24 protein-coding genes are annotated in these 26397 nt (G+C 72.8%); 13 read left to right on the top strand and 11 right to left on the bottom strand.

The features are described 5' to 3' along the window. Positions 1–16: 16 nt before the first annotated feature. Positions 17–847, bottom strand: coding sequence for a serine hydrolase domain-containing protein (locus ACZ6J5_RS04710; RefSeq protein WP_469387610.1), 831 nt, complete (start codon positions 845–847; stop codon positions 17–19). Between the two features lie 61 nt (positions 848–908). Here ACZ6J5_RS04710 and ACZ6J5_RS04705 point away from each other — a divergent pair, with 61 nt between their 5' ends. Both ACZ6J5_RS04705 and ACZ6J5_RS04700 read left to right on the top strand, forming a co-directional pair. Further along, positions 909–1319, top strand: a complete 411-nt coding sequence (locus ACZ6J5_RS04705; RefSeq protein ID WP_469387608.1) for a MerR family transcriptional regulator — start codon at positions 909–911, stop codon at positions 1317–1319. Continuing rightward, a complete protein-coding gene (locus ACZ6J5_RS04700) occupies positions 1316–2344 on the top strand; it encodes an aldo/keto reductase (RefSeq protein WP_469387606.1) in 1029 nt (342 codons plus the stop codon). Before ACZ6J5_RS04705 ends, ACZ6J5_RS04700 begins: the two co-directional genes overlap by 4 nt. Before the next feature lie 41 nt (positions 2345–2385). On the opposite strand, the gene ACZ6J5_RS04695 is transcribed toward ACZ6J5_RS04700, so the two are convergent. The 7 genes from ACZ6J5_RS04695 to ACZ6J5_RS04665 all read right to left on the bottom strand — a co-directional run bounded on the left by ACZ6J5_RS04695 (position 2386) and on the right by ACZ6J5_RS04665 (position 10042). Next, positions 2386–3582 carry an acyltransferase family protein gene (locus ACZ6J5_RS04695; RefSeq protein WP_469387605.1) on the bottom strand — a complete coding sequence of 399 codons (1197 nt, stop codon included), beginning with the start codon at positions 3580–3582 and terminating at the stop codon, positions 2386–2388. Continuing rightward, complete coding sequence (locus ACZ6J5_RS04690; RefSeq protein WP_469387603.1) at positions 3579–4559, bottom strand: alpha/beta hydrolase; 981 nt, start codon at positions 4557–4559, stop codon at positions 3579–3581. Before ACZ6J5_RS04690 ends, ACZ6J5_RS04695 begins: the two co-directional genes overlap by 4 nt. A gap of 213 nt (positions 4560–4772) precedes the next feature. Beyond that, on the bottom strand, positions 4773–5453 hold the full coding sequence (locus tag ACZ6J5_RS04685) for a response regulator (protein ID WP_469387601.1): 681 nt from the start codon (positions 5451–5453) through the stop codon (positions 4773–4775). Beyond that, on the bottom strand, positions 5450–6823 hold the full coding sequence (locus ACZ6J5_RS04680) for a sensor histidine kinase (RefSeq protein ID WP_469387599.1): 1374 nt from the start codon (positions 6821–6823) through the stop codon (positions 5450–5452). Before ACZ6J5_RS04680 ends, ACZ6J5_RS04685 begins: the two co-directional genes overlap by 4 nt. Positions 6824–6965: 142 nt before the next feature. Then, complete coding sequence (locus ACZ6J5_RS04675; RefSeq protein WP_469387597.1) at positions 6966–7835, bottom strand: DUF4429 domain-containing protein; 870 nt, start codon at positions 7833–7835, stop codon at positions 6966–6968. Positions 7836–7911: 76 nt separating this feature from the next. Next, positions 7912–9123 (bottom strand): alpha/beta hydrolase, encoded by a 1212-nt coding sequence (locus ACZ6J5_RS04670; protein WP_469387595.1) that lies wholly within the window; start codon positions 9121–9123, stop codon positions 7912–7914. A gap of 289 nt (positions 9124–9412) precedes the next feature. After that, positions 9413–10042 (bottom strand): TetR/AcrR family transcriptional regulator, encoded by a 630-nt coding sequence (locus ACZ6J5_RS04665; protein ID WP_469387594.1) that lies wholly within the window; start codon positions 10040–10042, stop codon positions 9413–9415. A 129-nt stretch (positions 10043–10171) separates the two neighbouring features. On the opposite strand from ACZ6J5_RS04665, the gene ACZ6J5_RS04660 reads away from it, so the two are divergent. Beyond that, positions 10172–11806 (top strand): MFS transporter, encoded by a 1635-nt coding sequence (locus tag ACZ6J5_RS04660; RefSeq protein WP_469387592.1) that lies wholly within the window; start codon positions 10172–10174, stop codon positions 11804–11806. Between the two features lie 150 nt (positions 11807–11956). After that, complete coding sequence (locus ACZ6J5_RS04655) at positions 11957–12343, top strand: peptidase inhibitor family I36 protein (RefSeq protein WP_469387590.1); 387 nt, start codon at positions 11957–11959, stop codon at positions 12341–12343. Here ACZ6J5_RS04655 and ACZ6J5_RS04650 read toward each other — a convergent pair. Next, on the bottom strand, positions 12324–13097 hold the full coding sequence (locus tag ACZ6J5_RS04650; protein ID WP_469387589.1) for a potassium channel family protein: 774 nt from the start codon (positions 13095–13097) through the stop codon (positions 12324–12326). The genes ACZ6J5_RS04655 and ACZ6J5_RS04650 overlap by 20 nt on opposite strands. 103 nt (positions 13098–13200) lie before the next feature. Continuing rightward, entirely contained in the window at positions 13201–15933 is a 2733-nt protein-coding gene (gene aceE / locus ACZ6J5_RS04645; RefSeq protein ID WP_469387587.1) for a pyruvate dehydrogenase (acetyl-transferring), homodimeric type, read from the bottom strand. 414 nt (positions 15934–16347) lie between these two features. Here aceE and ACZ6J5_RS04640 point away from each other — a divergent pair, with 414 nt between their 5' ends. The 6 genes from ACZ6J5_RS04640 to ACZ6J5_RS04615 all read left to right on the top strand — a co-directional run bounded on the left by ACZ6J5_RS04640 (position 16348) and on the right by ACZ6J5_RS04615 (position 20765). After that, entirely contained in the window at positions 16348–16770 is a 423-nt protein-coding gene (locus ACZ6J5_RS04640; protein WP_469387585.1) for a DUF3052 domain-containing protein, read from the top strand. 142 nt (positions 16771–16912) lie between these two features. After that, positions 16913–17392: a peroxiredoxin gene (locus ACZ6J5_RS04635; RefSeq protein ID WP_469387583.1), complete on the top strand. Its 480-nt coding sequence runs from the start codon at positions 16913–16915 to the stop codon at positions 17390–17392. 127 nt (positions 17393–17519) lie between these two features. After that, positions 17520–18095: a TerD family protein gene (locus tag ACZ6J5_RS04630; RefSeq protein WP_351669670.1), complete on the top strand. Its 576-nt coding sequence runs from the start codon at positions 17520–17522 to the stop codon at positions 18093–18095. A gap of 91 nt (positions 18096–18186) precedes the next feature. Next, complete coding sequence (locus ACZ6J5_RS04625) at positions 18187–18762, top strand: TerD family protein (protein ID WP_362475260.1); 576 nt, start codon at positions 18187–18189, stop codon at positions 18760–18762. 29 nt (positions 18763–18791) lie between these two features. Then, entirely contained in the window at positions 18792–19928 is a 1137-nt protein-coding gene (locus tag ACZ6J5_RS04620; RefSeq protein WP_469387580.1) for a DUF475 domain-containing protein, read from the top strand. A 102-nt stretch (positions 19929–20030) separates the two neighbouring features. Next, complete coding sequence (locus tag ACZ6J5_RS04615) at positions 20031–20765, top strand: TerD family protein (protein WP_469387578.1); 735 nt, start codon at positions 20031–20033, stop codon at positions 20763–20765. 34 nt (positions 20766–20799) lie between these two features. On the opposite strand, the gene ACZ6J5_RS04610 is transcribed toward ACZ6J5_RS04615, so the two are convergent. Beyond that, positions 20800–21636, bottom strand: a complete 837-nt coding sequence (locus ACZ6J5_RS04610; protein WP_469387577.1) for a TerD family protein — start codon at positions 21634–21636, stop codon at positions 20800–20802. Between the two features lie 154 nt (positions 21637–21790). Between ACZ6J5_RS04610 and ACZ6J5_RS04605 the strand changes: the two genes are divergently transcribed. Genes ACZ6J5_RS04605 through ACZ6J5_RS04595 form a run of 3 tightly spaced genes read left to right on the top strand, consistent with a single transcriptional unit; the run spans position 21791 to position 26388 of the window. Beyond that, positions 21791–22978 carry an HpcH/HpaI aldolase/citrate lyase family protein gene (locus ACZ6J5_RS04605; protein ID WP_469387575.1) on the top strand — a complete coding sequence of 396 codons (1188 nt, stop codon included), beginning with the start codon at positions 21791–21793 and terminating at the stop codon, positions 22976–22978. Positions 22979–22987: 9 nt separating this feature from the next. After that, positions 22988–25492, top strand: a complete 2505-nt coding sequence (locus tag ACZ6J5_RS04600; protein WP_469387573.1) for a phosphoribosyltransferase — start codon at positions 22988–22990, stop codon at positions 25490–25492. After that, entirely contained in the window at positions 25489–26388 is a 900-nt protein-coding gene (locus ACZ6J5_RS04595; RefSeq protein WP_469387571.1) for an HAD family hydrolase, read from the top strand. The genes ACZ6J5_RS04600 and ACZ6J5_RS04595 overlap by 4 nt, the downstream gene beginning before the upstream one ends. The last annotated feature ends 9 nt before the right edge of the window (positions 26389–26397 follow it).

Genomic DNA, 26397 nt, shown 5'->3' with positions numbered 1-26397 from the left:
TCGCGGGCGCCGTGCCTCAGGCGCCGCGCAGCTCCGCGAGGACCGCGTCCGTGAACGGCGGCCACGCCTGGATCGCCCAGGCGCCGAAGGGCCGGTCGGTCAGCGCCACGCACGCGGCGCCCGCGTCCGGGTCGATCCACAGGAAGGTCCCCGACTGGCCGAAGTGCCCGAAGGTGCGCGGCGAGGACGAGGCGCCCGTCCAGTGCGGCGCCTTGCCGTCGCGGATCTCGAAGCCGAGGCCCCAGTCGTTGGGCCTCTGGTGCCCGTAGCCGGGCAGGATGCCGGTCAGCCCGGGATACGTGACGGTCATCGCGTCCAGCACCGTGCGCGCGTCGAGCAGCCGCGGCGCCTGCACCTCGGCGGCGAAGCGCACCAGGTCGTCGACGGTGGAGACGCCGTCCTTGGCGGGCGAGCCCTCCAGGTCGGTGGCGGTCATCCCGAGCGGCTCCAGGACCGCCTGGCGCAGATACTCGGCGAAGGGGATGTCGGTGGCCTTGGCGACGTGGTCGCCGAGCGCCTCGAAGCCGGTGTTGGAGTAGATCCGCCGGGCGCCGGGCGCCGCCATGACCCGGTTCTCGTCGAAGGCCAGCCCGGAGGTGTGGGCGAGCAGATGGCGCACGGTCGCGCCCTCGGGCCCGGCCGGCTCGTCCAGGTCGATCGCCCCCTCCTCGTACGCGACGAGGACGGCGTACGCCGCGAGCGGCTTGGTGACGGAGGCGAGCGGGAAGCGGCGGCCGGTCGGGCCGTGCGCACCGGCCACGGTGCCGTCGGCGCGGACGACGGCGGCGGCCGCGGTCGGGACGGGCCAGTTCTCGATCGACGCCAGGGACGGGAGGCTGTTCGGCATGGTGCCGAGCGTACTTCGCCCGCTTGCTTCGAGTGCACTCCAACGTTCTAGCGTGGTCCCCATGAGCTTGATCGAGAGCACGACACAGCCGGTGCGGAAGGACCGCTACACGATCAGTGAGGTGGCCGCGCTGACCGGACTCTCGGCCCACACCCTGCGCTGGTACGAGCGGATCGGCCTCATGCCGCACGTGGACCGCTCGCACACCGGCCAACGCCGCTTCACCGGGCGGGACCTGGACTGGCTGGCCTTCGTCGGGAAGCTGCGGCTGACCGGGATGTCGGTGGCCGACATGGTGCGGTACGCGGAACTCGTCCGCGAGGGGCCCCACACCCACGCGGAGCGGCGCGCGCTCCTGGAGACCACCCGGCGGGACGTCCTGACCCGGATCGCCGAGCTCCAGGACACCCTCGCCGTGCTCGACCTCAAGATCGACCACTACGGCACCGTATGCGGAGGCAGCACCTCATGAGCAGCAACGGCAAGATCGACACCGTACGCCTCGGCGCGGGGACGGACGGACCGGAGATCGGCGTCCAGGGCTTCGGCGCCATGGGCATCAGCGAGTTCTACGGCGACACCGACGAGAAGGCCGCCCGCGACACCCTCGACGCGGCGCTGGAGAACGGCGTCACCCTCATCGACACCGCCGACATCTACGGGCAGGGCGCCAACGAGGAGTTCCTGGCCCCGTTCGTCGCCGAGCACCGCGACGAGATCGTCCTCGCCACCAAGTTCGCCATCGAGCGGCGCGCCGACGACCCCGCCCACCGGGCCGTCCGCAACGACCGCGGCTACATCCGGAGCGCCGTGGAGGCGAGCCTGCGCCGCCTCGGCGTCGAGACGATCGACCTCTATTACATGCACCGCCGTGACCCGGAGATCCCCTTCGCCGAGTCCGTCGGCGCGATGGCCGAGCTCGTCCAGGAGGGCAAGGTCCGCCACTTGGGCCTGAGCGAGGTCACCGGCGCCGAGCTCCGCGAGGCGTACGCGGTCCACCCGATCGCCGCCCTCCAGTCGGAGTGGTCGCTCTTCTCCCGCGACGTGGAGCGCAGCGCGGTCGGCGCCGCCGCCGAGCTCGGCGTCACCTTCGTGCCCTACTCGCCGCTCGGCCGGGGCTTCCTCACCGGCTCCTTCGCCGACGCCTCCAAGGAGCTCTCGGAGAGCGACTTCCGCCGCTACCAGCCGCGCTTCTCCGGCGACAACGCGGCCCGCAACGCGGCCCTGCTCGACCCGGTCCGCGCCATCGCCGCCGCGCACGGGGCGACCCCCGCGCAGATCGCCCTCGCCTGGGTCCAGGGGCGCGCCGCCGTGCACGGCCTCGACGTCGTCCCGATCCCGGGCACCCGCAAGCGTTCCCGCCTGGAGGAGAACGCCGCCGCGACCCGCATCACGCTGACCGCCGAGGAGCTCGCCGCCCTGGAGCCGATCGCCGCCCAGGTGGCCGGCGACCGCTACCCGGACATGCGCTTCACCTCGGTGAGCCGGGAGGACTGAGCCGGTCGGCCCGGTCGGCCCGTCCGGCCGGGCCCGCCCGGTCAGGCGAGCCCCAGCGCGAACACCGCGAACCCCGCCGCCAGGACGCCCGCCAGGGCGCGCCTGGCGGTGCCGGTCCGCGTCCACGGCGACTCGAAGCCCCGCGCGTACCGCCCGATGAGGACGAGCAGCCCGGCGAAGACCGGCATCCACGCGAGGCGGGCCAGGATCCAGCCGAGGGAGTCGGGCGCCCCGACCAGACCGGCGACCTCGCCGGCGTACGAGGCGGGGACCGCGGCGGCCAGCATCGCCGTCTGGTGCCAGCACAGGATGGTCATCGCCGACAGGTTGATCACCACGACCGGCGCCCACAGCGCGGGCCGCCGCAGCAGCCTCCCGAGCCGGTCCCGCAGCAGGATCGCGGCGCCGGACTGGCCGGCGGCCAGCGCGAGCACCAGCAGCGACGGCGGATGCGAGTTGGTGCGGGCCTCGCCGGGGACGCCGACCATCGAGGCGGGGTAGCCGAACCAGACCAGCAGCGCGGCGAAGAGCGCGGCGCCGCCGAGCAGCAGCGCCCAGGCGTGCCGCCGGGTGACCCGGCCCACGCCCCAGGAGACGCCCAGCTGATACGCGAAGAGCCAGCCGGGCAGGATGTTCAGCAGGCTCAGCCAGGACGGCATCGCGTCGGCCGCCGGCCCGTAGCGCAGCAGGTCCACCACCGCGACCGAGCAGAGCAGCGGGGCCGCCGCCCACACCCCGAGCCGCCGGGCGGCCCGCACACAGTACGGGGTCAGCGCCGTGACCACGGTGTAGACGCCCACGAACCACAGCGGCTGGATCACCAGCGTGGCCGCCGTCCGCAGCGTGTCGCCGGGCACCCCGAGGCCGAAGTGCAGCAGCGGCGCGAGCACCGCCCACACGGCCGTCACCCCGAGCACCGGGCGGCCCAGCCGGGCGAGCCGGCCCTTCAGCCAGTCGCGGACCGGCCCCTCGTGCCGCCGGAAGGACAGCACCGAGGCGTAGCCGCCGACCAGGAAGAAGATCCCCAGCATCTGGAGGACCCAGCTCGCCGGGGCGAGCCCGCCGAAGGCGGACAGCGGGCTGGCGTTGTGGATCGCGCCGTCGGCGGAGAGCGTGAAGCCGCCGAGCAGCCAGTGCCCCGTCGGCACGGCCAGCAGCGCGAGGGCGCGCAGCCCGTCGACCGCCCGGTCGCGGTGGGCGGGGGTGCCCGCCTCGATCTTCCGGATGAGCGTCTTCATCGGGCGGCCCCCTCGGCGATCGCCGCGAACGCGCGCAGCGAGGAGGTGCCGGGCGCGAAGTAGCCGTCGTGGCCCCGCGCGTCGGCGGCGTCGATCCGGCGGGCGCCGAACTCGGGCGCGGCCGGGTCGGTGCCGTGGCCGAGCCCGGCGAACGTCACGTAGGGGACCCGGTCGATCCAGTCCGTCGGGTCCTTCGCCGCCCACACCCGCGCCCCGGTGTCCAGGTCGGCGGCGCGGTCGGCGCGCATCCCGGGGGAGCCGAGGACGACGAGGTCGCTCGCGTCGATCCGGTGCGCGGCGAGCCCGCAGACGACGGAGCCGTAGCTGTGGCAGAAGACCGAGGGCGTGGCGGCGCCGACGGCGGTGAGCCCCTCGGCGAAGTGGGCGAGCCGGTCCGCGCCGGCGTCGGCGAGGCTGTCGGTGGCGGCGTCCAGGCCGATGCCGACGGGTGTGGTGTATCCCGCCCAGGCGATCACGGCGGTCCGCCCGCCGGTGGCCTCGCGCAGCGCGGTGGCCTTGCGGGTGAGCGGGGCGAGGTTGCCCGCGTCGATGTCGGAGCCCGGCACGATCACCGCCACGTGCGCGGCCTTCGCCAGGTCCCCGTAGACCAGGACCGCCTGGCCGCGCCCCCGGGGGTCGTACGCGAGGAGCTGCTGCCCGGCGAACCGGCCGCCCGCGCTCCGGGCGTTGGCGGCGTACCGCAGGGCGAGCGGGGCGCCGTCCAGGTTGCCGACGACGGTGGGGTGCGCGGCGGCCAGCTCCCGCTGCCGGGCCGGGCTCAGCGAGGCGAAGTACGCCCCGGCCTGAGCGGGCGTCAGGCGCGCGGGGTCGGGCAGTCCTTCGGCCCGCCACTCGGCCGTCCCGACCGGCATCCCGGTGACCGGCCGCTGGCTGGTGGCGGAGGCCCAGCCCGCCGTCCCGGCCACCACGCTCGCGGTGAGCACGGTGGCGACCAGGGTCCTGGTGAAGCGGCGCATGGGGCGGCCCTTCCTCTCTCTCGTCCGTCGGCGAGAGGAAGGTAGGAAGGGAGTGCCTGACCGGGCGTCACACCAGGGCGCCAACCGTGAAGTGATACCGGGGTAGGGGGCGGAGGAGCTGCTGACCCCCGGTCAGGGGTGGGGCTGTCCCCCGGCCGAAGGTCCCGGCCCGGGCGGGCGGCGCCCGGTCCGCGCGCCCGGGGCCCGCTCGGGTCAGGCGCCGCCCGGCGTCACCAGACCCGACTCGTACGCGAAGATCACCGCCTGCGCCCGGTCGCGCAGGTCCAGCTTGGCCAGCACCCGGCCGATGTGGGTCTTCACGGTCTGCTCGGCGAGCACCAGGGTGTCGGCGATCTCCTGGTTCGACAGGCCTCGGGCGATCAGCTCCAGCACCTCCGTCTCGCGCGGGGTCAGCCCGTTGAGCCGCAGCGCGGCCCGGTCGGCGCGCGGCGCGGGCTTCGAGGCGGCGAAGTCGGCGATCAGCCGCCGGGTCACCGACGGCGCCAGCAGCGCCTCGCCCGCCGCGACCACCCGGACGGCGGCGATCAGGTCGGCGGGCGGCGCGTCCTTCAGGAGGAAGCCGGACGCCCCGGCGCGCAGCGCCTCGTACACGTAGTCGTCCACGTCGAAGGTGGTGAGCATCAGCACCTTGGGGCGGTGCACCACCCCCGGCGGCGGGTTCAGGATCTCCCGCGCCGCCGTGAGCCCGTCCATCTCCGGCATCCGCACGTCCATGAGGACCACGTCCGGGTGGACGGTCCGGGCCACGGCCACGCCCTGCCGCCCGTCCGGCGCCTCGCCCACCACGTCGATGTCGGACTGAGCCGCCAGCAGCGCGGCGAACCCCGCCCGCACCATGGCCTGGTCGTCGACGATGATCACACGGATGGTCACGGGGCTTCCTCGGCGGTCGGGCGGATGCCGGTCGGACCCAGCGGCAGTCGCGCGGCGACCCGGAAGCCGCCGTCCGGCAGCGGCCCGGTGTCGAGCGAGCCGCCCGTCAACCGTACGCGCTCCCGCATCCCGACCAGCCCGTGCCCGGTCCCCGTACCGCCCTCGACCGGCGAACCGCCGCCCTCGGCGGGCCCGTTGACGACCAGCACGATCAGCCGGCCCTCGCCGTCCGGGCGGATCGAGACCCGGGTGGCGGCGCCCGGCGCGTGCCGGACCACGTTGGCCAGGGCCTCCTGCGTGATCCGGTACGCCGAGAGGTCGACCGCCTGCGGCACCTCGCCCAGGTCGGCGGCGAGGGACAGCTCGGCCGGCACCCCGGCCCGCACGGTCGCCTCGATCAGCTGCTGCACCCGGTCGAGCCCCGGCTGCGGGGCCCGCTCGCCCTCGGTGCCCTCGCTGCGCAGCACCACGAGCAGCCGCCGCATCTCGGCCAGCGACTCGCGCGCCCCGGCCGCGATGGAGGCGAACTCCTCGCGGGCGGCGTCCGGCAGCCCGGCGATCCGGTACGGGGCGGAGTCCGCCTGCACGGTGATCACCGACATGTGGTGGGCCACCACGTCGTGCAGCTCGCGGGCGATCCTGGCGCGCTCCTCCAGGAGCGTCCGGCGGGCCCGTTCGGCCTCGCTGATGGTCTCCTGCTCGACCAGCCGCCGCTCGGCCTCGCCGCGGCCCCGCAGGGCGGTGGTGAGCAGCAGCACGACGCCGCTGAGCACGAAGAGCAGCAGGGTGATGCCGCCGGCCCGGTTCGGCGAGACGACCTCGAAGACCGCCGCCGCCGCGCCGGTCATCAGCCACACCCCCATCAGGGCGCGCCGGGACTCGCGCAGCCCGAGGGCGAGCATCAGCGCCAGATAGCCGACCACCACCATAGGGGTCCACGGCCAGGGCCGCCCGTCCACCCCGTCGGCGGCGAGCAGCGCGAAGCCGCCGAGGACATCGGCCGGGAAGATCACCCACCAGGCCTGGAGGGGCCGGGTGACGGCGAGCAGCAGGGGCGCGGTCTGCGCGGTGGCGAGCGCCCCGGCGACGGCCCCGTTGAGCTGGTAGTCCTGCACGAGGACGGTCACGGTGACGGGCAGCAGCGAGGCGACGAACGCCAGCGCGACCCCGTACGGCAGCAGCCGCACCCAGGGGGAGGCGGCCCGCCCGAGGAGCGGTTCGCCGGGGCCGGTGGGGGTGGTGAGCGCGACCCCGAGGCCGCGCAGCAGCACGTTGGCCCCGGCTCCGGCCGCGCGGACCACTCCGCGCGCGCGGCCGGTCCAGGGCGTGGACTCCGGTGGGTGCGGTCGACGCCGCTGTTCATCCTTCATGGCCCGCCCAGGGTAGGCGGGCCGCCCGGTCCGGCACGTCATACCGGGGTGCGGGGCCGGGGGTCATACCGGGGTACGGGGCGGGGGCGGCTCGCGCCCGGTCACCGGCCGGGCCCGGGCGCTCAGGGGCGCCTTCGGACGGCTACAGCTCGGCGAGGAGCTCCGCCTTGCGGCAGGAGAACTCCTCGTCGGTCACCAGGCCCGCCTGGTGCAGCTCGCCGAGATGGCGAATCCTTTCCTCCACCCCGGCCGGGTCGTACGGCCGCGCCGCCCCCGGCTGCGCGGGGACCCGGCCCGAGCCGCGGATCGCGGCCAGCACGGCGGCGGCGAAGGGCAGCGACTCGTGGACCGGCCCGTAGCCGAGCCCGAAGACCACCGAGGCCGGGTCCCGGTCCGGGTGCTCCCCGACGCGGGCCGAGCCGCACGGGTCGGGGCGCGTCAGCAGCCGCAGGAAGCCCTCCGGGGCCTCCGGCGAGGCCCACTCGACCCCGTTCAGCTCGCGCACCGCGAAGACCTGGTCGCCCGCCCGCCACTTCTCCGAGGACGCCATCGTGCGCGACCAGCGGAAGGCGACCTCGCCGGAGCCGTCGAAGCTGGCCTTCCCGTCGTACGCCTTGAAGGACTGCGGCCCCTCCGGAGCCGCGACCAGGAAGCCCTCCGCGGGCTCCGCCGCGTCCGCCGGGAGCAGCCCGAGGAGCTCGTCGCGGTAGTACGAGGCCTGCGGCTCGCGCTCGGCGGGCAGCACGAGCCGATAGGGGTCGCTCCCCTCGTGCAGCTGCCCCGCCGCCGCCTCGACCAGCGGATCGGCCCCGGCCCTCGGCACGGCGTGCAGCACCAGCGTGCCCCGCTTGCCCGGCGTCAGCGTCACGGACGCCAGCGCCTCGTGCGGGATGCGCCGTTCGCGCAGCGTGCCGAAGAGCCTCGGCGTGCGGATCCCCCGTTCGAAACGGATGACGATGGCGTCGCTCTCGAACTGCCAGGTGGCATGAATTCCGGCCAGCACATCACCCATACGCCTCATCGTATGCGGCGTATGCCCCGGCGTCGCCCCTGTGGCATCGCCCGAAATCCGCCGTGATCTACGCGCGTCAGGCGGCTTCGGCACCGGAGATTCCCCTGCGGCAAGCGCTGTCGGCGGGAGCGCAGGTCAGCTCGTCGTAGGCGCCGACGCCTATCGCGGCGAAGTTGGCGAGGCTCCCGGTGCCGGGTTCGAAGTACCCGGCGTGGCCGCTCGCGCCCGCCGCCGACAGCAGCCGCGCGCCGAACTCGGGGGCCACCGGATCGGCGCCGTGGCCGACCCCGCCGACCTCCACGTGCGGGACGTCGGCGATCCAGTCGCCGCTGTCCCGCATGGCCCAGACGCGGGCCCCGGTGCCCAGGTCGGCGGCGTGCTCGGCGCGCATCCCGGGGCTGCCCGCGACCACCACGTCGGTCACCCGCGCGGGCAGCCGGCCGGCGGCGACCCCGCACAGGACGGAGCCGTAGCTGTGGCAGAAGAGGCTGACGGGGGCGGAGCCCGGCAGCGCGGCGGTCAGCCCGAGGAGCCGGTCGGCGCCGCTCTCCGCCAGCCGCCCGATGGCCGCGTCGATGCCGACGCCGACGGGCGCGGTGTAGTCGGCCCAGGCGATGACGGCGGTCGGGGTGCGCGGGGCGGCGCGGTGCTCGGCCGCGTACAGCGAGGCGGCCATCCCGGCGGGCGCCGAGTACATCCGGGCCGTCTTCTGGAAGGTCAGCAGATTGGTGTCCACACCCGGTACCACCACCGAGATCCGGCGGGCCCGGTCCAGGTCGCCCAGGACCTCGGCGGCCCGTCCCGTACCGCCCGGGTCGAAGGCGAGGATCTGGCGGCCCGGCCGCATCAGCGAGCGGAAGCGGTCCACCCGGCGGAGGGCGTCGTGCCGCCCCTCGGCGCTGAGCCGGGGGTCGTCGACCCTGCCCCGCTCGGCGTCGAGGGTGCGGGCGAGGGAGACCCGGTTGGCGCGGTAGCGCAGGGTGACCGGCACGCCGTCGAGGTTGCCGACGACGAGCGGGTACCGGTCGGCGAGCCGGGTGCGCTGCGCGGGGGAGAGGGAGGCGAAGAAGCCGGCGATCGTGCGCGCGGGGGCGGTGGCGGCGGGCAGCGGACGCTGCCCGACCCGGCCGTGGGCCCAGGCGGCGAGCGCGCTCTGCCGGGTCTCGCCCGGCGCGTCCTGATGCCGGATCGTGGTCCACCCGGTGGTCGCCAGGAACACGAACACCACGGCGAGCGCGAGCATCATGCGCCAGGCCTGGAGGGTGGGGGAGGTGTCGAAAGAAGGCATCGGGCGCCACCCTAGGGGGCGCGGTCCCGCGCCCGGGCGGGCGAGTGACGCGGATCACCTGGCGGACGGCGCATGGTGACGCTCCGCACGCGGGGGCGCACGGGCCGGAGCGCGCGAAGGGGGCGGGACGGGGGCGTACGGGGACGGGGCGGGCGCGCGGGTCGGGCGGGGGCGCGGGGCGGGGCGGGGGTCGGCTCGGGGGGTCCCGGGCCGGGGGCGCGGGTGGGCTCCGGCGGGCGCGTCGGCCTGGGTGCGCGGGTCGGCTCGCGAGGCCCGGTGGCCGGTCGGCTCAGGTGCGCCAGTCCGGCGCGAGGGCCGCGCCCAGCTGGTCCAGATAGCGCTCGGTGAGGGCGCGGATCGCCTCCAGGGTCGGATCGCCGCTCCGCCCCCACAGCTGGCCGGTCACCCGCATCACGCCGCTGAACGCCGCCACGGCGATCCTCGGGCGCGGGTCGGTGTCCACGTCGAGGCCCTCGCGCTCGGCGATCACCCGCGCGATGGACTCCTCCATCTCGTGGGAGCGGCGCAGATGGACCGCGAGCAGCGCGGGTGTGGACTCGATGACCTGGAAGCTGCGGACGTACAGCTCGACGGGGACGACCTCGGCGATGGCCTCGCCGATGGTGTCCCAGGCGCTCAGCACCGCGTTCCGCATCGCGTCGAACGGGCCCTCCTCGGGGGGCCGTTCGGTGAGCGCGCGCATGAACCGCTCCTCCACCATCTGCTGGACGGCGAAGGCCACCTCCTCCTTGGAGGCGAAGTAGCGGAAGAAGGTGCGCTGGGAGACCTCGACCGCGTCGGCGATCTCGTCGACGGTGGTCCCCTCGTACCCCTGGCTGGTGAAGCGCTCCAGGGCCACCCGGATCAGCGCGTCACGGGTGCGCTGCTTCTTCCGCTCGCGCAGACCGGGAACCGTCACCGTCTCGACCCCTTCCCGCGTCTCGATTTCTGCTGCTTCGTCCAGCTCAGCGTACCTGTGAGCAACATGACAGTTACCGTCGCGTGAACTGATTAGTCAATTGTCAGTGACTGACATTAGCCTCGCGGCATGACTAGTCAGACCACCGTGGAAAAGACCCCGCAGGGGCAGGGGGGTGGCCGGACGCCCGACGCGCATCCGGCCCCGGCTCAGGCGAAGGGACTCCGCGGGCATCCGTGGTTGACGCTGTTCGCCGTCGCCGTGGGCGTCATGATGGTGGCGCTCGACGGCACCATCGTCGCCATCGCCAACCCCGCCATCAAGGACGACCTCCAGGCCTCGCTCGCCGAGGTCCAGTGGATCACCAACGGCTATCTGCTCGCGCTGGCCGTCGCGCTCGTCACCGCCGGAAAGCTGGGCGACCGCTTCGGCCACCGGCAGACCTTCATCATCGGCATCGCGGGCTTCGCCGCCTCCTCCGGCGCGATCGGCCTGTCGAGCTCCATCGGCCTCGTGGTCGCCTTCCGCGTCCTCCAGGGCCTCTTCGGCGCCCTGCTGATGCCGGCCGCGCTCGGCCTGCTGCGCGCCACCTTCCCGGCCGAGAAGCTGAACATGGCCATCGGCATCTGGGGCATGGTCATCGGCGCCTCCACCGCGGGCGGCCCGATCGTCGGCGGCCTGCTCGTCGAGCACGTCAGCTGGCAGTCCGTCTTCTTCATCAACGTCCCGGTCGGCGTCCTCGCGCTCGTCCTCGGCCTGGTGATCCTCAAGGACCACCGCGCCGAGAACGCCCCGCGCTCCTTCGACGTCGTCGGCATCCTGCTGCTCTCCGGCGCCATGGCCTCCCTCATCTGGGGCATCATCAAGGCCGGTGAGTCCTGGGGCTGGTCCAGCCTCAACACCTGGGGCTGCCTGATCGGCGCGGTCGTCCTCTTCGGCGTCTTCGCCCTCTGGGAGACCAAGGTCAAGGAGCCGCTCATCCCGCTGGCGATGTTCCGCTCCGTGCCGCTGTCGGCCGGTGTGGTGCTGATGGTCCTGATGGCCTTCGCCTTCATGGGCGGCCTCTTCTTCGTCACCTTCTACCTCCAGGGCGTGAAGGGGCTCAGCCCGGTCGACAGCGGCATGCACCTGCTGCCGCTCACCGGCATGATGATCGTCTCCTCGCCGCTGGCCGGCGCGCTGATCACCAAGTTCGGCCCGCGGGTCCCGCTGGTCGGCGGCATGGTCTGCACCGCGATCGCCATGTTCGGCATGATCACCCTCACCGCCGACACGGGCACCCTCGCGATGTCCCTCTGGTTCGGCCTGCTCGGCCTGGGCCTGGCGCCCGTCATGGTCGGCGCCACCGAGGTCATCGTCGGCAACGCGCCGCTGGAGCTCTCCGGCGTGGCCGGCGGCCTCCAGCAGGCCGCCATGCAGGTCGGCGGCGCCCTCGGCACGGCCGTGCTGGGCGCGGTCATGTCCTCCAAGGTCTCCAGCGCCTTCGGTGTGAACTGGGTCGCGGCCGGGCTGCCGCACCCGGCGGACCCGCGCCTGGAGCAGGCCGCCGAGTTCGGCATGGTGCCGCCGGAGCTGGCCAAGGCGCCGGGCATGACGCCCGACATGTTCCAGGTGATCGGCAAGGTCATCCACGACACCTTCATGGACGGCATGGGTCTCGCCTTCACCGTCGCGGGCGTCGTGGCCGTCGTCGCGGCCCTGGTCGCCACGCTGACCAAGCGCGGCGCCAACGCGGAGGCGGGCGCGGGCGCGGCCCACATCTGATCCGCGGGGTCTCGGCACCCGAGGCCCGGCAGGCGCTCCCCAGGGGGGCCGTCACCCGTTCGCGTGAACGGGGGCGGCCCCCCTTCCCTTTCCCGGGCCACCTCCGCCATGCTCTGATTACGGAGAGTTACGAAACGGGGGTTCACCTGCATGTATACGAAGACGATGCTGGCGGCTGGAGTGGTCCTGACCGCGCTCCTGGCGGTGGTTCCGGCGGTGGTCCCGGCGGAGGCGGCGGCCCCGGGCGGAGCCGCTCTCGGGCCGTGCGGCTCCGGCCAGCTGTGCCTGTGGCCCAAGCCCGACTTCAAGGGGAAGGCCCAGGTCCACGAGCTGGCCTCGGTCGACATCGAGAGCTGCGTCCCCCTCCCACCGGGCACGACCGCCCAGGCCCTGGCCAACCGGACCGGCCGCCCGGTCACCACCTACCAGTCCGCCGAGTGCGCGGAGACCGGCGAGTTCGAGACCTACCCGGGCCGAGGGGTGTGGGTCCCCCAGACGCCCTATCAGGTGAGGGCCTTCAAGATCTGGGAGAGGTAGGGGCGGGCGCGGGCACGTCCGGGGCGCCGGGCGGCGGGACGGAGAGGCGCGCGACCTCCGCCCGCAGCTCCCGCACCTCGACGGTCAGCGCCTCCAGCAGCGCCAGTTGGCGGCGCTCGGTCTCGTCGTCCCGCTCGAAGCGGGCGATGAACCAGGCGGCGATGTTGGCGGTCACCACACCGAGCAGGGCGATGCCCGAGAGCATCAGGCCCACCGCGAGCACCCGGCCCAGACCCGTGGTCGGCGCGTGGTCGCCGTAGCCGACGGTGGTCATCGTGGTGAAGGACCACCAGACCGCGTCCCCCAGCGTCTTGATGTTGCCGTTCGGCGCGTCCCGCTCCACGTGGAGCACGGCCAGCGAGCCGAACATCATCAGCCCGACCACCGAGCCCGCCACATAGGTGGTGAGCGTTATCTGCGGGGCCATCCGGGCCCGCCGTCCCACCAGGAGGAGCGTCGAGACCACCCGCAGCAGCCGCAGCGGCTGCACCATCGGCAGTATCACCGCGAGCAGATCCAGCGGATGCCCCCGCACGAAGGCCCACCTGGCCGGGGCGAGCGCGAGGCGCACCACATAGTCCAGGGCGAACGCGGCCCACACCGTCCACTCCACATGGGTGCACAGCCGGTGCACCCACGGGTCGGCGCCGGGCGCCACGATCGGCACGGCGTAGGCGAGGCCGAAGGCCACGGCCAGCACCAGCAGCGGCGTCTGGGTGCGCTCCTCCCAGCGGTTCCTCATGACGGAGGGCATGACGGGTGATCCTTCATGCCCGGCATCGTAAGGAACGCGGAAGGGCGGCGGGACCGTCCGGTCCCGCCGCCCTCACCAGCGGATACGTGCTACGCGCGAGGTGTCACGCGTCGCCGCCGGCGGAGCCGGGGTCCGCCGCCGCCACGTCGAGCAGCTGGTAGCGGTCCACGGCCTGCTTCAGCGCCGACCGGTCGACCTTGCCCTCGTGGGCCAGCTCGGTGAGCACCGCGAGCACGATCGACTGGGCGTCGATGTGGAAGAAGCGACGGGCCGCGCCACGGGTGTCCGCGAAGCCGAAGCCGTCCGCGCCCAGCGAGGTGTAACGGCCCGGCACCCAGCGGGAGATCTGGTCCGGCACCGAGCGCATCCAGTCCGAGACCGCCACGAACGGACCCTGGGCGCTCTGGAGCTTGCTGGTCACGTACGGGACCCGCTGCTCCTCGTCCGGGTGGAGCAGGTTGTGCTCCTCGACGGCCACGGCCTCGCGGCGCAGCTCGTTCCAGGAGGTGGCCGACCAGACGTCGGCGCGCACGTTCCACTCCTCGGCGAGGATCCGCTGGGCCTCCAGGGCCCACGGGACCGCCACGCCGGAGGCCATGATCTGCGCCGGGATCGCGCCGGCCTCACCGGCCCGGTAGCGGTGGATGCCCTTGAGGATGCCCTCGGCGTCCACGTTCTCCGGCTCGGCCGGGTGCTGGATCGGCTCGTTGTAGACCGTCAGGTAGTAGAAGACGTCCTCGGCCTCGGGGCCGTACATCCGCCGCAGACCGTCCTGCACGATGTGCGCGATCTCGAAGCCGAAGGCCGGGTCGTAGGCGACGCAGCCCGGGTTGGTCGAGGCGAGGAGGTGCGAGTGCCCGTCCGCGTGCTGGAGGCCCTCGCCGGTCAGCGTGGTGCGGCCGGCGGTGGCGCCGAGCACGAAGCCGCGCGCGAGCTGGTCGGCCATCTGCCAGAACTGGTCGCCGGTGCGCTGGAAGCCGAACATCGAGTAGAAGACGTAGACCGGGATGAGCGGCTCGCCGTGCGTCGCGTAGGCCGAGCCGGCGGCGATCAGCGAGGCCGTGCAGCCCGCCTCCGAGATGCCGTCGTGCAGCATCTGGCCGGTCGGGGACTCCTTGTAGGCCAGGAGCAGCTCGCGGTCCACGGCCTCGTACTGCTGCCCGAGCGGGTTGTAGATCTTGGCGCTCGGGAAGAAGGAGTCCATGCCGAAGGTGCGGTACTCGTCGGGCGCGATCAGCACGAAGCGCTTGCCGATCTCCTTGTCCCGCATCAGGTCCTTGAGCAGCCGGACGAAGGCCATGGTGGTGGCGATCGACTGCTGGCCGGAGCCCTTCTTGACCGCCGCGTAGGTCTTGTCCTCCGGCAGCGCGAGCGGCTTGGCGCGGACCACCCGCGTCGGGACGTACCCGCCGAGCGCCTTGCGGCGGTCGTGCATGTACTGGATCTCCTCGGAGTTCCGTCCCGGGTGGTAGTACGGCGGCAGGCCGTCCTCCAGCTGCTTGTCCGTGACCGGGATGTGCAGCCGGTCGCGGAAGCGCTTGAGGTCGTCGACCGTCAGCTTCTTCATCTGGTGGGTGGCGTTGCGGCCCTCGAAGTTGGGGCCCAGCGTCCAGCCCTTGACCGTCTTGGCCAGGATCACCGTCGGCTGGCCCTTGTGGGCCTTGGCCGCCGAGAACGCGGCGAAGATCTTCTTGTGGTCGTGACCGCCGCGGCCCAGGTGGAGGATCTGGTCGTCGGTCATGTTCTCGACCATGGCCCGCAGCCGCTGGTCGTCGCCGAAGAAGTGGTCGCGGATGTACGAGCCGGTCTCCGTCGCGTACGTCTGGAACTGCCCGTCCGGGGTGGTGTTCATCCGGTTGACCAGCACGCCGTCGCGGTCCTGCGCGAGCAGCGGGTCCCAGGAGCGGTCCCAGACCAGCTTGATCACGTTCCAGCCGGCGCCGCGGAAGACGGACTCCAGCTCCTGGATGACCTTGCCGTTGCCGCGCACCGGGCCGTCGAGGCGCTGGAGGTTGCAGTTGACGACGAAGGTGAGGTTGTCCAGGTTCTCGCGGGCCGCGATGGTCAGCTGGCCGAGCGATTCGGGCTCGTCCATCTCGCCGTCGCCGAGGAAGGCCCACACGTGCGACGCGGAGGTGTCGGCGATGCCGCGCGCCTCCATGTAGCGGTTCATCCGGGCCTGGTAGATCGCGCCGAGCGGGCCGAGGCCCATCGAGACGGTCGGGAACTCCCAGAAGTCCGGCATCAGCCGGGGGTGCGGGTACGAGGACAGCCCGTTCGGGTACTTCGACTTCTCCTGGCGGAAGGCGTCCAGCTGGGTGTCGGTCAGCCGGTCCAGCAGGTAGGCGCGGGCGTAGATGCCGGGGGAGGCGTGCCCCTGGAAGAAGATCTGGTCGCCGCCGTCGCCCTCGTCCTTGCCCCGGAAGAAGTGGTTGAAGCCCACGTCGTAGAGGGAGGCGGAGGAGGCGAAGGTGGCGATGTGGCCGCCGACACCGATGCCCGGGCGCTGGGCGCGCGAGACCATCACGGCCGCGTTCCACCGGGTGGCGTTGAGGACCTTGCGCTCGATCTCCTCGTTGCCGGGGAAGAACGGCTCGTCCTTGGTCGCGATCGTGTTGACGTAGTCCGTGCTGCGCATCTCGGGCACCGCGACGCGCTTCTCACGGGCCCGCTCGATCAGCCGGAGCATGAGATAGCGGGCCCGCTCCCGGCCCCGCTCGTCCACGGCGGCGTCGAGGGAGTCGAGCCATTCCTGGGTCTCTTCGGGATCGAAATCCGGGACCTGGCTGGGAAGGCCGCCAATGATGATCGGGTTGCGATCGGATGCGGAAGCCACGCTGTTCCTTCGCTGGTCGGTGGAGCCCACGGGGAGGGGCCCGTGGAGGGCCGGGATGACCATCGTGTACCCCGCCGGCGGCAAACGTCATCTTTACCGTGGGGTAACCCTCCCGAGGTGCCTTGTTCGGTCAAATCGCAACCTTACGCCCATCACGCACATGCGTTTCGTCACCGCGTTCGGCACACTGAAGCCGCAGAGTCCCGTAATACGGGGCGAAGAGTGCACGTCTCGTCACGGAGTGCGACGGGTCCTCGCCGGAAGTTGCGGCGAGACGGCCCCAAACGTCACCGTTTCGGCGGTCTCCACGGCCGGGTACTTGCGCGATCCGCCCCGGCCCGTGTGGACTACGGCCAGTGCCGCGCGTACGCGCGTGGTCGAAGCATTTTTCCGAAGACGATCAGGAGGCAAGCCGTGAGCGCGACCGCGGACCACGCGGAGGAGCGGACCAACCCGGCAGCGAGGCTGGGGTTCGAGCCCGGACAGGTGGTCCAGGAGATCGGTTACGACGACGACGTCGACCAGGATCTCCGCGAAGGCATCGAATCCCTCATCGGCCAGGAACTCGTGGACGAGGACTACGACGACGTCGCCGACGTCGTGCTGCTGTGGTTCCGTGACGAAGACGGTGATCTCACCGACGCCCTGGTGGATGCCATCGGTTTTCTGGAGGACAACGGCCAGATCTGGCTGCTGACTCCGAAGACCGGCCGCGACGGCTACATCGAGCCGAGCGACATCAACGATGCCGCGCAGACCGCCGGTCTCTCCCCGGCCAAGAGCATCAGCGTCGCCAAGGACTGGACGGGTACCCGTCTGGGCAGCCCGAAGCGCTGATCCCTCGATCGCCGCGCAGAGCCCCCACCGGCCACGGCCGGTGGGGGCTCTGCGCGTGCCCGGCCCGTGATCCGGCCCCTTAGGGTGGGTTTCACCGGATCGGCCCAAGGGCTGGGCCGCCGGGCGAAGGGATGCGTACGCGATGGCGATCGAGATCGGCGCCCAGGCTCCGGACTTCGAGCTGAAGGACAACCACGGGCGCACCGTGCGGCTCTCCGACTTCGCCGGGGACCCCGGGGATCCCTCGGCCGGGTGGAACGTGGTGCTGTTCTTCTACCCCTTCGCCTTCACCGGCGTGTGCACCGGGGAGCTGCGCGAGCTTCGCGACCACCTGGACGCCTTCGTCAACGACGACACCCGGCTGCTGGCGGTCTCCGCCGACTCCATGCACACCCTGCGCGTCTTCGGCGAGCAGGAGGGGCTGGAGTTCCCGCTGCTGTCCGACTTCTGGCCGCACGGCGCGGCCTCCCGCGCCTACGGGGTGTTCGACGAGGACAAGGGCTGCGCGGTCCGCGGGACCTTCGTCATCGACCGGGCCGGCACGGTCCGCTGGAAGGTCGTCAACGCCCTGCCGGACGCCCGTGACCTGGACGAGTACAGGAAGGCCCTCGCGGCCCTCTGAGGGGTCCTCGGCCAACACTCGGGCGAAACGTCTGTTTCGACGGGGAACCCGTCACTAGGATCCAGACGTTGATCCGATGCCAACGCACGACTGGGGGCGCTGCCCCTGGAAACCAATGGAGGGACTCGTGGGAGTCAGCCTCAGCAAGGGCGGCAACGTCTCGCTGACCAAGGAGGCCCCTGGCCTGACCGCCGTCACCGTCGGTCTGGGCTGGGACGTCCGCACCACCACCGGTACGGACTTCGACCTCGACGCCAGCGCCATCCTGGTGAACGCGGAGGGCAAGGTCCGCAACGACCAGGACTTCGTGTTCTTCAACAACCTGAAGAGCGCCGACGGCTCCGTCGAGCACACCGGTGACAACCTCACCGGCGAGGGCGAGGGCGACGACGAGCAGGTCAAGGTCAACCTGGCCGGCGTCCCCGCCGACGTCACGAAGATCGTCTTCCCGGTCTCGATCTACGACGCCGACAACCGCCAGCAGTCCTTCGGCCAGGTGCGCAACGCGTTCATCCGCGTCGTGAACCAGGCCGGCGGCGCCGAGATCGCGCGGTACGACCTCTCCGAGGACGCCTCGACCGAGACCGCCATGGTCTTCGGCGAGCTGTACCGCAACGGCGCCGAGTGGAAGTTCCGCGCCGTCGGCCAGGGCTACGCCTCGGGCCTGCGCGGCATCGCGCAGGACTTCGGCGTCAACGTCTGACCGACGCCCGCACGTCCCGTCCGGCGCCGCACCCTCCGTGCGGCGCCGGACGTGCCTCATCACCAGTCACCACCGGGGAGGAACCACCGTCATGGGCGTCACGCTCGCCAAGGGAGGCAATGTCTCCCTCTCCAAGGCCGCTCCCAACCTCACCCGGGTCCTGGTGGGACTCGGCTGGGACGCGCGCTCCACCACCGGAGCCCCGTTCGACCTCGACGCCAGCGCGCTGCTGTGCCAGTCGGGCCGGGTGCTCGGCGACGAGTACTTCGTCTTCTACAACAACCTCACGAGCCCCGAGGGCTCCGTCGAACACACCGGCGACAACCTCACCGGTGAGGGTGAGGGCGACGACGAGTCGCTGATCGTGGACCTCGGCAAGGTCCCGGCCCACTGCGACAAGATCATCTTCCCCGTCTCGATCCACGAGGCGGACAACCGGGGTCAGTCGTTCGGCCAGGTGGCGAACGCGTTCATCCGTGTCGTGAACCAGCTCGACGGCCAGGAGCTGGCCCGTTACGACCTCTCCGAGGACGCCTCCACGGAGACCGCGATGATCTTCGGAGAGCTCTACCGCTACCAGGGCGAATGGAAGTTCCGCGCGGTGGGGCAGGGGTACGCGTCCGGCCTGCGGGGCATCGCTCTAGACTTCGGGGTCAACGTTTCGTAAAGCCGCGTTATCACACGATGGGGTAGACAGTGGTTCTGAAAACCTTCGGCTGGTCGTTCGCGATCACCGTGCTCGGCCTGGCCGCTGCCGTGGTCTACGGGGGGTGGGAGGCGTTCGGGATCGTCGCGATCCTCTGCGTCCTGGAGATCTCGCTCTCCTTCGACAACGCGGTGGTCAACGCCGGAATCCTGAAGAAGATGAACGCCTTCTGGCAGAAGATCTTCCTCACGATCGGCGTGCTCATCGCCGTCTTCGGTATGCGGCTCGTCTTCCCCGTCGTGATCGTCGCGGTCAGCGCCAAGATCGGCCCGATCGAGGCCGTCAACCTGGCGCTGAACGACGCCGACCGGTATCAGGAACTGGTCACCGACGCGCACCCGTCGATCGCCGCCTTCGGTGGCATGTTCCTGCTGATGATCTTCCTCGACTTCATCTTCGAGGACCGTGACATCCAGTGGCTGCGCTGGATCGAGCGCCCGCTGGCCAAGCTGGGCAAGGTCGACATGCTGTCGGTCTGCATCGCCCTGATCGTGCTGCTGATCACCGCGATGACCTTCGCGACCCAGGCCCACCAGCACGGCGGCGCCCACGTCGACAAGGCCCAGACCGTGCTGATCTCCGGCATCGCCGGCCTCATCACGTACCTCGTCGTCGGCGGTCTCTCCGGCTACTTCGAGAACAAGCTGGAGGAGGAAGAGGAGCGCGAGCACGAGGCCGAGGAAGCGGCCAAGCGCAGCGGCAAGAAGGTCACCGCCGTCCAGCTCGCCGGCAAGGCCGCCTTCTTCATGTTCCTCTACCTGGAGGTCCTCGACGCCTCCTTCTCCTTCGACGGCGTCATCGGCGCCTTCGCCATCACCAACGACATCGTCCTGATGGCCCTCGGCCTCGGCGTCGGCGCGATGTACGTCCGTTCGCTGACGGTCTACCTGGTCCGCGAGGGCACCCTCGACGACTACGTCTACCTGGAGCACGGCGCCCACTACGCCATCGGCGCCCTGGCCGTGGTCCTCATGGTCAGCATCCAGTACGAGATCCCCGAGATCATCACCGGCGGCATCGGCGTCGCCCTGATCGGCTGGTCCTTCTGGTCCTCCGTCCGGCGCAACAAGCGCCTCGCGGCGGCCGAGGGCTCGGGAGACAAGACAGAGGTGCCGTCCGGGGTGTGACGTCCCCGACAATGAGGAACGCTCTCTGCGGGGCGGCCGGTGCACCCGGCCGCCCCGCGGCGCGTGACCGGGGTGGGCGACGAGTGTGGGGGGTGGGGGCGCATGGCCTTCTGGGACAACCTGTTTCCGGGCCGGGCGGACGATTTCGACATGGGCGGTGCCGGCAACTCCATCGACCTGACCAGACGCCGCCCGCTGGTCTCCCTCAGCAAGCAGGGCGCCGCCACCGGCAGCCTGCGGGTCAATCTCTCCTGGCGGATGCGCACCTCCGACCTCGACGGCCGCCCCCGCCAGGCCGGCGGCCTGCTGCGGCACCCCTCGCGCCTCTTCAAGCCCGAGGAGGTGCAGGCCCACACCCAGGGCGTGGTCAACGTCGACCTCGACCTCGGCTGCCTCTACGAGCTGGCCGACGGCACCAAGGGCGTGGTGCAGCCGCTCGGCGGCTTCCTCGGGCACATGAACGAGCCGCCGTACGTGAAGCTCAGCGGCGACGACCGCTTCGGCGCCCCCTCCGGCGAGACGATCTTCGTCAACCTGGACCACCGGGACGAGATCAAGCGGCTGCTGTTCTTCGTCTATATCTACGACCAGACGCCCGCCTTCGACCGCACCCACGCCAAGGTCACGCTCTACCCGAGCAGCGGCCCGCGGATCGAGATCGAGCTGGACGAGCACGCCCCGCAGGCCCGCTCCTGCGCCGTCTTCAGCGTGCAGAACCTCAAGGGCGAGCTGACCGTCCGCCGCGAGGTGCGCTTCGTGTACGGCTTCCAGGCCGAGCTGGACCGGCTGTACGGCTGGGGCCTCCAGTGGGGCCGCGGCTACAAGACCAAGACCTGAGGCCGCCCGCCCCGGCCCGCCGCGCCCGCCGCGTTCAGCGGACGAACTGCGGACCCATCGGCGGCATCCGGAACTCCCGGACCGGCTGCGGATAGCCGTACGCGGGCCCGCCCGCCGGGACCGGGGCCGTCGCCGGGAGCGGCGGGGCCACCGGCTGCGGCGGCACCGACGGCGGCGCCGGCGGCGGGTTCACCGGAGCCGCCGGGGCCCCGGCCGCCGTCCCGGCCTCCGGCGCCGGCCGCACCATCGTCGCGTCCGGGTCCGCCCCGGGCACCGAGGCGTCGCGGGGCTCCCCGTCCGCCGCCGCCTCGGCCGAGTCGTCCACCGAGACGCCGAAGTCCGTCGCGAGCCCCACCAGGCCGGTCGGATAGCCCTGGCCGACCGCCCGGAACTTCCAGCCCTCCCCGCGCCGGTACAGCTCGGCGCAGATGATCGCGGTCTCCTCGCCCGTCTCCGCCGACACGTCGAAGACCGCGAGCGCGTCCCGGTCCCCGGCGCCCGGCGCCGCGTCGTACAGCAGGATCCGCAGGTCGGAGACCGAACGGAAGGTGTCACCGTCCGATGAGGCCGCGAGCACCACCCGGTCGACCGAGGCGTCCAGCGCGCCCAGCTCGGCCTCCACCGTGTCCGTCAGGCCCTCCGGCCCCCGCTTCTTGGACAGCCGGCGGACCAGCCCCGAGGGATGCCGGGGCTGGTTGTAGAAGACGAAATCCTCGTCGGACCGCACGCGCCCGTCGCCGCCCAGCAGCAGGGCCGAGGCGTCCACGTCGGGCACCCCGGGTCCCGGGGTCCAGCGGAGCACGGCCCGTACGGCCGCGGTGTCGAGAGGGACGTTGGAGCCCTTCAGCATCGCGTGCGTCATGCCCGTCATCATTCCTGCCCGCACGCCTTCCGGACAACGCGGGGGGCCGGATGCGGACGAGTTACCTGAACTTCACGCACGTGGGGAACTACGGACACCCTCACCTACGTACTATTACCGGCCACATCTCATCAGGGCCTCCCGGGCCAGTCGGGGGAGATACATGCGTCATTTCGGGCACATCCCGGCCGCAACGCGGACCAGGCTGTTCCATCAGGAGCCGGCCGCGTTCACGGCCGCCTCTCCCGCGCGCACGCTCGCGGTCGCCCTCGGCGCCACGCTCTACAGCCCCGCCACCCGGCCGCACCTCGCCGACGACGTGCGCAAACAGGCCGCGCGCGGGGTCGCCTCCATGGTGCTCTGCCTGGAGGACTCCATCAGCGACGCCGAGGTCGAGGCGGGCGAGGCCAACCTGGTCCGGCAGTTCGCCGGGCTCGCCGACACCGCCGCCCCCGACGGCGCCGACCTGCCCCTGCTCTTCGTCCGGGTCCGCGAGCCGCGCCAGATCACCGACCTCGCCCACCGGCTCGGCGAGACGCTCCGGCTGCTGTCCGGATTCGTACTCCCCAAATTCACCGAGAGCCGCGGCCGGGACTTCCTCGACGCCCTCGCCGCCGCCGAGCGCGACCACGGCCGGCGCCTCTTCGCCATGCCCGTCCTGGAGTCCCCCGAACTCCTGCACCTGGAGACCCGGGCCGAGACCCTCGCCGGCATCGCCGCGATCACCGCCAAGCACCGCGACCGCGTCCTCGCCCTGCGCCTCGGCGTCACCGACTTCTGCTCCCACTACGGCCTGCGCCGCTCGCCCGACATGACCGCCTACGACGTCAAGATCGTCGCGAACGTCATCGCCGACGTCGTCAACGTCCTCGGCCGCTCCGACGGCACCGGCTTCACCATCACCGGCCCCGTCTGGGAGTACTTCCGCCCCGGCGAGCGCATGTTCAAGCCCCAGCTGCGCCGCAGCCCCTTCCTGGAGGGACGGGCCGAGGACCTGCGCACCGCGCTCATCGAACACGACCTCGACGGACTGCTCCGCGAGATCGAGCTCGACCGCGCCAACGGCCTGCTCGGCAAGACCTGCATCCACCCCACCCACGTCCCGCCCGTGCACGCGCTGTCCGTGGTCAGCCACGAGGAGTTCAGCGACGCCCAGGACATCCTGCGGCCGGAGCGCGACGGCGGCGGCGTGCTCCGCTCCGCGTACACCAACAAGATGAACGAGGTGAAGCCGCACCGCGCGTGGGCCGAACGCACCCTCCAGCGCGCCGAGGTCTTCGGCGTCGCGCGCGAGGACGTCGGCTTCGTGGAGCTGCTCACCGCCGGCCTCGCCCGGCTGACGGAAGGCTGACGTACACCGATGGACACCGTGTGGTCGGGAAGCTGGGTCGCCGAACGGCTCGGCGTCGGGCTCGACGGCGACGAGACCCTGCCGGACCTGCTGGGCCTCGCCCTGCGCCGCAACCCCAAGCGGGCCCACCTGCTGGTCTCCAACGTGCTCGGCAAGCACGTGCCGCAGCGCCCCTCCGTCGTCCGCGACGCCGGGCACGGCCTGGGCGTCCGCGTCCGCCGCCTGCTCGGCGACGAGCAGGCCGCCCGGGCCGTCGTCCTCGGCTACGCCGAGACGGCCACCGGCCTCGGCCACAGCGTCGCCGACGGCCTCGCCCTCGCCCCGTACCTGCACTCCACCCGGCGCCCCGTCGACGGCGTCGCCACCGCCGGCGGCTTCGAGGAGTCCCACTCCCACGCCACCTCCCACCTGCTGCTCCCCGAGGACCCCGGGCTGCTCGCCGGCGACGGGCCGCTGGTCCTCGTCGACGACGAGTTCTCCACCGGCAACACCGTCCTCAACACCATCCGCGAACTCCACGCGCGCCACCCGCGCGGGCACTACGTCGTCGTCGCGCTCGTCGACATGCGCGCCCCCGCCGACCGGGACCGGCTCACCGCCTTCGCCGAGGAGCTCGGCGCCCGCGTCGACCTGGTCACCCTCGCCGCCGGCACCGTGGACCTGCCCGACGGTGTGCTCGCCCGAGGCCAGGAGCTCGTCGCCCGCCACGAGGCCGCGGCCCCCGTCGCCCTCCCCGCCCTCCCCGCCCTCCCCGCCCCGCGCGGACCGCGCCCCGCCCCCGAGCGGATCGCGCTCGACTGGCCGAGGGGCCTCCCCGACGGCGGCCGGCACGGCTTCACCCCCGGGCACCGCGAGCGCCTGGAAGCCGCCCTGCCCGGCATGGCCGCCCGGATCGCCCGCGCCCTGGCCGAAGGCCCCGAAGGACGCGGCGGCTCCGAGGGCCCCGGCACCACGTCCGGGGCCGCCGCCCCCTCCCGCGTACTCGTCCTCGGCTTCGAAGAGCTCATGTACGCGCCGCTGCGCCTGGCCGCCGAACTGGAGCGGACCGGCGCCGCCGCCGAGGTCCGGTACTCCACCACCACCCGCTCGCCCGTCCTCGCCGTCGACGACCCCGGCTACGCGATACGGACCCGGCTCGTCTTCCCCGCCCACGACGAGCCCGCCGACGGCCCCGGCGAGCGCTACGCCTACAACGTGGCCGGCGGCGGCTTCGACGCGGTCGTCGCCGTCGTCGACTCGGTCGCCGACACCCCCGAGCTGCACGCCCCGGACGGACTGCTCGCCCAGCTCGCCGCGCACATACCGCGCGTCGTGCTGGCCGTCGTCCCCTCGTACGCCCCCCAGGTCACCGAAGCTCCCGAAAGGAGCTCCATGCTGCCCGAGCCCCTCCGCGGCCCCGCCTTCTCCTCGTACGCCCCCGAAGAGGTCGGCTGGCTGCTCCAGGACCTCTCGGACGTCGAACTGGAGGCCCCCACCGAGGAACGCGAGGAGGCCATCCAGAGCGGCGGCGCCCACTACGCCGAGTCGCTGCCCGTCGAGTACCAGCCCAGCGCCCGCTACCAGGAGCTGTTCCAGGCCGCCCTGGAAGGCTCCGCCGCCCGCATCGCCCGCGCCGTCGGCACCGTCACCGAGACCGTCCTGGCCGAGCGCGGCAAGCAGCCCGTCCTCGTCTCGCTCGCCCGCGCCGGCACCCCCGTCGGCGTCCTGATGCGCCGCTGGGCCCAGCACCGGCACGGCCTGGACCTCCCGCACTACGCCGTCTCCATCGTGCGCGGCCGAGGCATCGACGCCAACGCGCTGCGCTGGCTCGCCGCCCACCACGACCCCGCCGACGTCGTCTTCGTCGACGGCTGGACCGGCAAGGGCGCCATCACCCGCGAACTCGCCGAGGCCCTCAAGGAGTTCGACGGCTTCGACCCCGAGGTCGCGGTCCTCGCCGACCCCGGCTCCTGCGTCCGCGTCCACGGCACCCGCGAGGACTTCCTGATCCCCTCCGCCTGCCTCAACTCCACCGTCTCCGGCCTCGTCTCGCGCACCGTCCTGCGCCCCGACCTGGTCGGCCCGCACGACTTCCACGGCGCCAAGTTCTACCGCGAGCTGGCCGGTGCCGACGTCTCCGGCGCCTTCCTCGACGCCGTCACCGCCCGCTTCGACGAGGTCGTCGCCGACGTCGAGGCCGAGGTCACCCGGCTCCTCGCCACCGACCGCACCCCCACCTGGGAGGGCTGGCGCGCCGTCGAGCGGATCAGCGAGGAGTACGGCATCCACGACGTCAACCTGGTCAAGCCCGGCGTCGGCGAGACCACCCGGGTGCTGCTGCGCCGGGTCCCCTGGAAGATCCTGGCCAAGCGCGGCGCGGGCGCCGACCTCGCCCACGTACGCCTGCTCGCCGAACAGCGCGGCGTACCCGTCGAGGAGGTCGACGACCTGCCGTACAGCTGCGTCGGGCTCATCCACCCCCGCTACACGCGCGGCGCCACCGGCGCCGACGGCACGGCGGTGGTGTCCCGATGAGCGCCGCGACCCCGGCCGTCCTGGTCGCCAGCGACCTCGACCGCACCCTCGTCTACTCCACGGCCGCGCTCGCCCTCGGGATGCCCGACGCCCAGGCGCCCCGGCTGCTGTGCGTGGAGGTCCACGAGTCCAAGCCGCTCTCGTACCTGACCGAGACCGCCGCCGAAGAACTGCGCGCGCTGGCCGCCGAGACCGTCTTCGTCCCCACCACCACCCGCACCCGCAAGCAGTACCAGCGCATCCGGCTGCCCCTCGACACCCCGCCTCGGTACGCGATCTGCGCCAACGGCGGGCACCTCCTCGTCGACGGCGTCTCCGACCCCGACTGGCAGGCCCACGTGCGCCGCACGCTCGCCGCGTCCTGCGCCCCGCTCGCCGAGGTCCGCGCCCGCCTCGCCGACACCACCGACCCCTCCTGGGTGCGCAAGCACCGGGTCGCCGAGGAGCTGTTCGCCTACCTCGTCGTCGAGCGCGAGCGGCTGCCCGAGGAGTGGCTGGCCGGCTTCACCGCCTGGGCCGGCGAACGCGGCTGGACCGTCTCCCTCCAGGGCCGCAAGGTGTACGCCGTGCCCCGGCCGCTCACCAAGAGCGCCGCCGTCCGCGAGGTCGCCCGCCGCACCGGCGCCACCCTCACCCTCGGCGCCGGAGACTCGCTCCTCGACGCCGACCTGCTGCTCGCCGCCGACCGCGCCTGGCGCCCGGGCCACGGCGAGCTCGCCGACGCCGACTGGACCGCCCCGCACGTCGAGGCGCTGGCCGAGCGGGGCGTGGCGGCGGGAGAGGAGATCCTCCGCCGCTTCCGCGCCGCCGCCCGCGCCCACACCGCGCCGGCGCCCCGGCTCGACGGCGAGCCCGCCGCGCCCGGCGTGCCCGGCGCGCTCCCGGACCCGGTCTGAGGGCTCCGC

This window comes from Streptomyces sp. NPDC042100, assembly GCF_055582325.1.
Note: the sequence above shows the minus strand (reverse complement) of the source record. Positions and strands in the feature narration are given on the sequence as shown.

Coding starts and splice junctions, on each gene's coding strand:
- ACZ6J5_RS04710 (WP_469387610.1), bottom strand. CDS start 847: ATGCCGAACAGCCTCCCGTCCCTGGCGTCGATCGAGAACTGGCCCGTC.
- ACZ6J5_RS04705 (WP_469387608.1), top strand. CDS start 909: ATGAGCTTGATCGAGAGCACGACACAGCCGGTGCGGAAGGACCGCTAC.
- ACZ6J5_RS04700 (WP_469387606.1), top strand. CDS start 1,316: ATGAGCAGCAACGGCAAGATCGACACCGTACGCCTCGGCGCGGGGACG.
- ACZ6J5_RS04695 (WP_469387605.1), bottom strand. CDS start 3,582: ATGAAGACGCTCATCCGGAAGATCGAGGCGGGCACCCCCGCCCACCGC.
- ACZ6J5_RS04690 (WP_469387603.1), bottom strand. CDS start 4,559: ATGCGCCGCTTCACCAGGACCCTGGTCGCCACCGTGCTCACCGCGAGC.
- ACZ6J5_RS04680 (WP_469387599.1), bottom strand. CDS start 6,823: ATGAAGGATGAACAGCGGCGTCGACCGCACCCACCGGAGTCCACGCCC.
- ACZ6J5_RS04675 (WP_469387597.1), bottom strand. CDS start 7,835: ATGGGTGATGTGCTGGCCGGAATTCATGCCACCTGGCAGTTCGAGAGC.
- ACZ6J5_RS04670 (WP_469387595.1), bottom strand. CDS start 9,123: ATGCCTTCTTTCGACACCTCCCCCACCCTCCAGGCCTGGCGCATGATG.
- ACZ6J5_RS04660 (WP_469387592.1), top strand. CDS start 10,172: ATGACTAGTCAGACCACCGTGGAAAAGACCCCGCAGGGGCAGGGGGGT.
- ACZ6J5_RS04655 (WP_469387590.1), top strand. CDS start 11,957: ATGTATACGAAGACGATGCTGGCGGCTGGAGTGGTCCTGACCGCGCTC.
- ACZ6J5_RS04650 (WP_469387589.1), bottom strand. CDS start 13,097: ATGCCCTCCGTCATGAGGAACCGCTGGGAGGAGCGCACCCAGACGCCG.
- ACZ6J5_RS04635 (WP_469387583.1), top strand. CDS start 16,913: ATGGCGATCGAGATCGGCGCCCAGGCTCCGGACTTCGAGCTGAAGGAC.
- ACZ6J5_RS04625 (WP_362475260.1), top strand. CDS start 18,187: ATGGGCGTCACGCTCGCCAAGGGAGGCAATGTCTCCCTCTCCAAGGCC.
- ACZ6J5_RS04615 (WP_469387578.1), top strand. CDS start 20,031: ATGGCCTTCTGGGACAACCTGTTTCCGGGCCGGGCGGACGATTTCGAC.
- ACZ6J5_RS04610 (WP_469387577.1), bottom strand. CDS start 21,636: ATGACGGGCATGACGCACGCGATGCTGAAGGGCTCCAACGTCCCTCTC.
- ACZ6J5_RS04605 (WP_469387575.1), top strand. CDS start 21,791: ATGCGTCATTTCGGGCACATCCCGGCCGCAACGCGGACCAGGCTGTTC.
- ACZ6J5_RS04600 (WP_469387573.1), top strand. CDS start 22,988: ATGGACACCGTGTGGTCGGGAAGCTGGGTCGCCGAACGGCTCGGCGTC.
- ACZ6J5_RS04595 (WP_469387571.1), top strand. CDS start 25,489: ATGAGCGCCGCGACCCCGGCCGTCCTGGTCGCCAGCGACCTCGACCGC.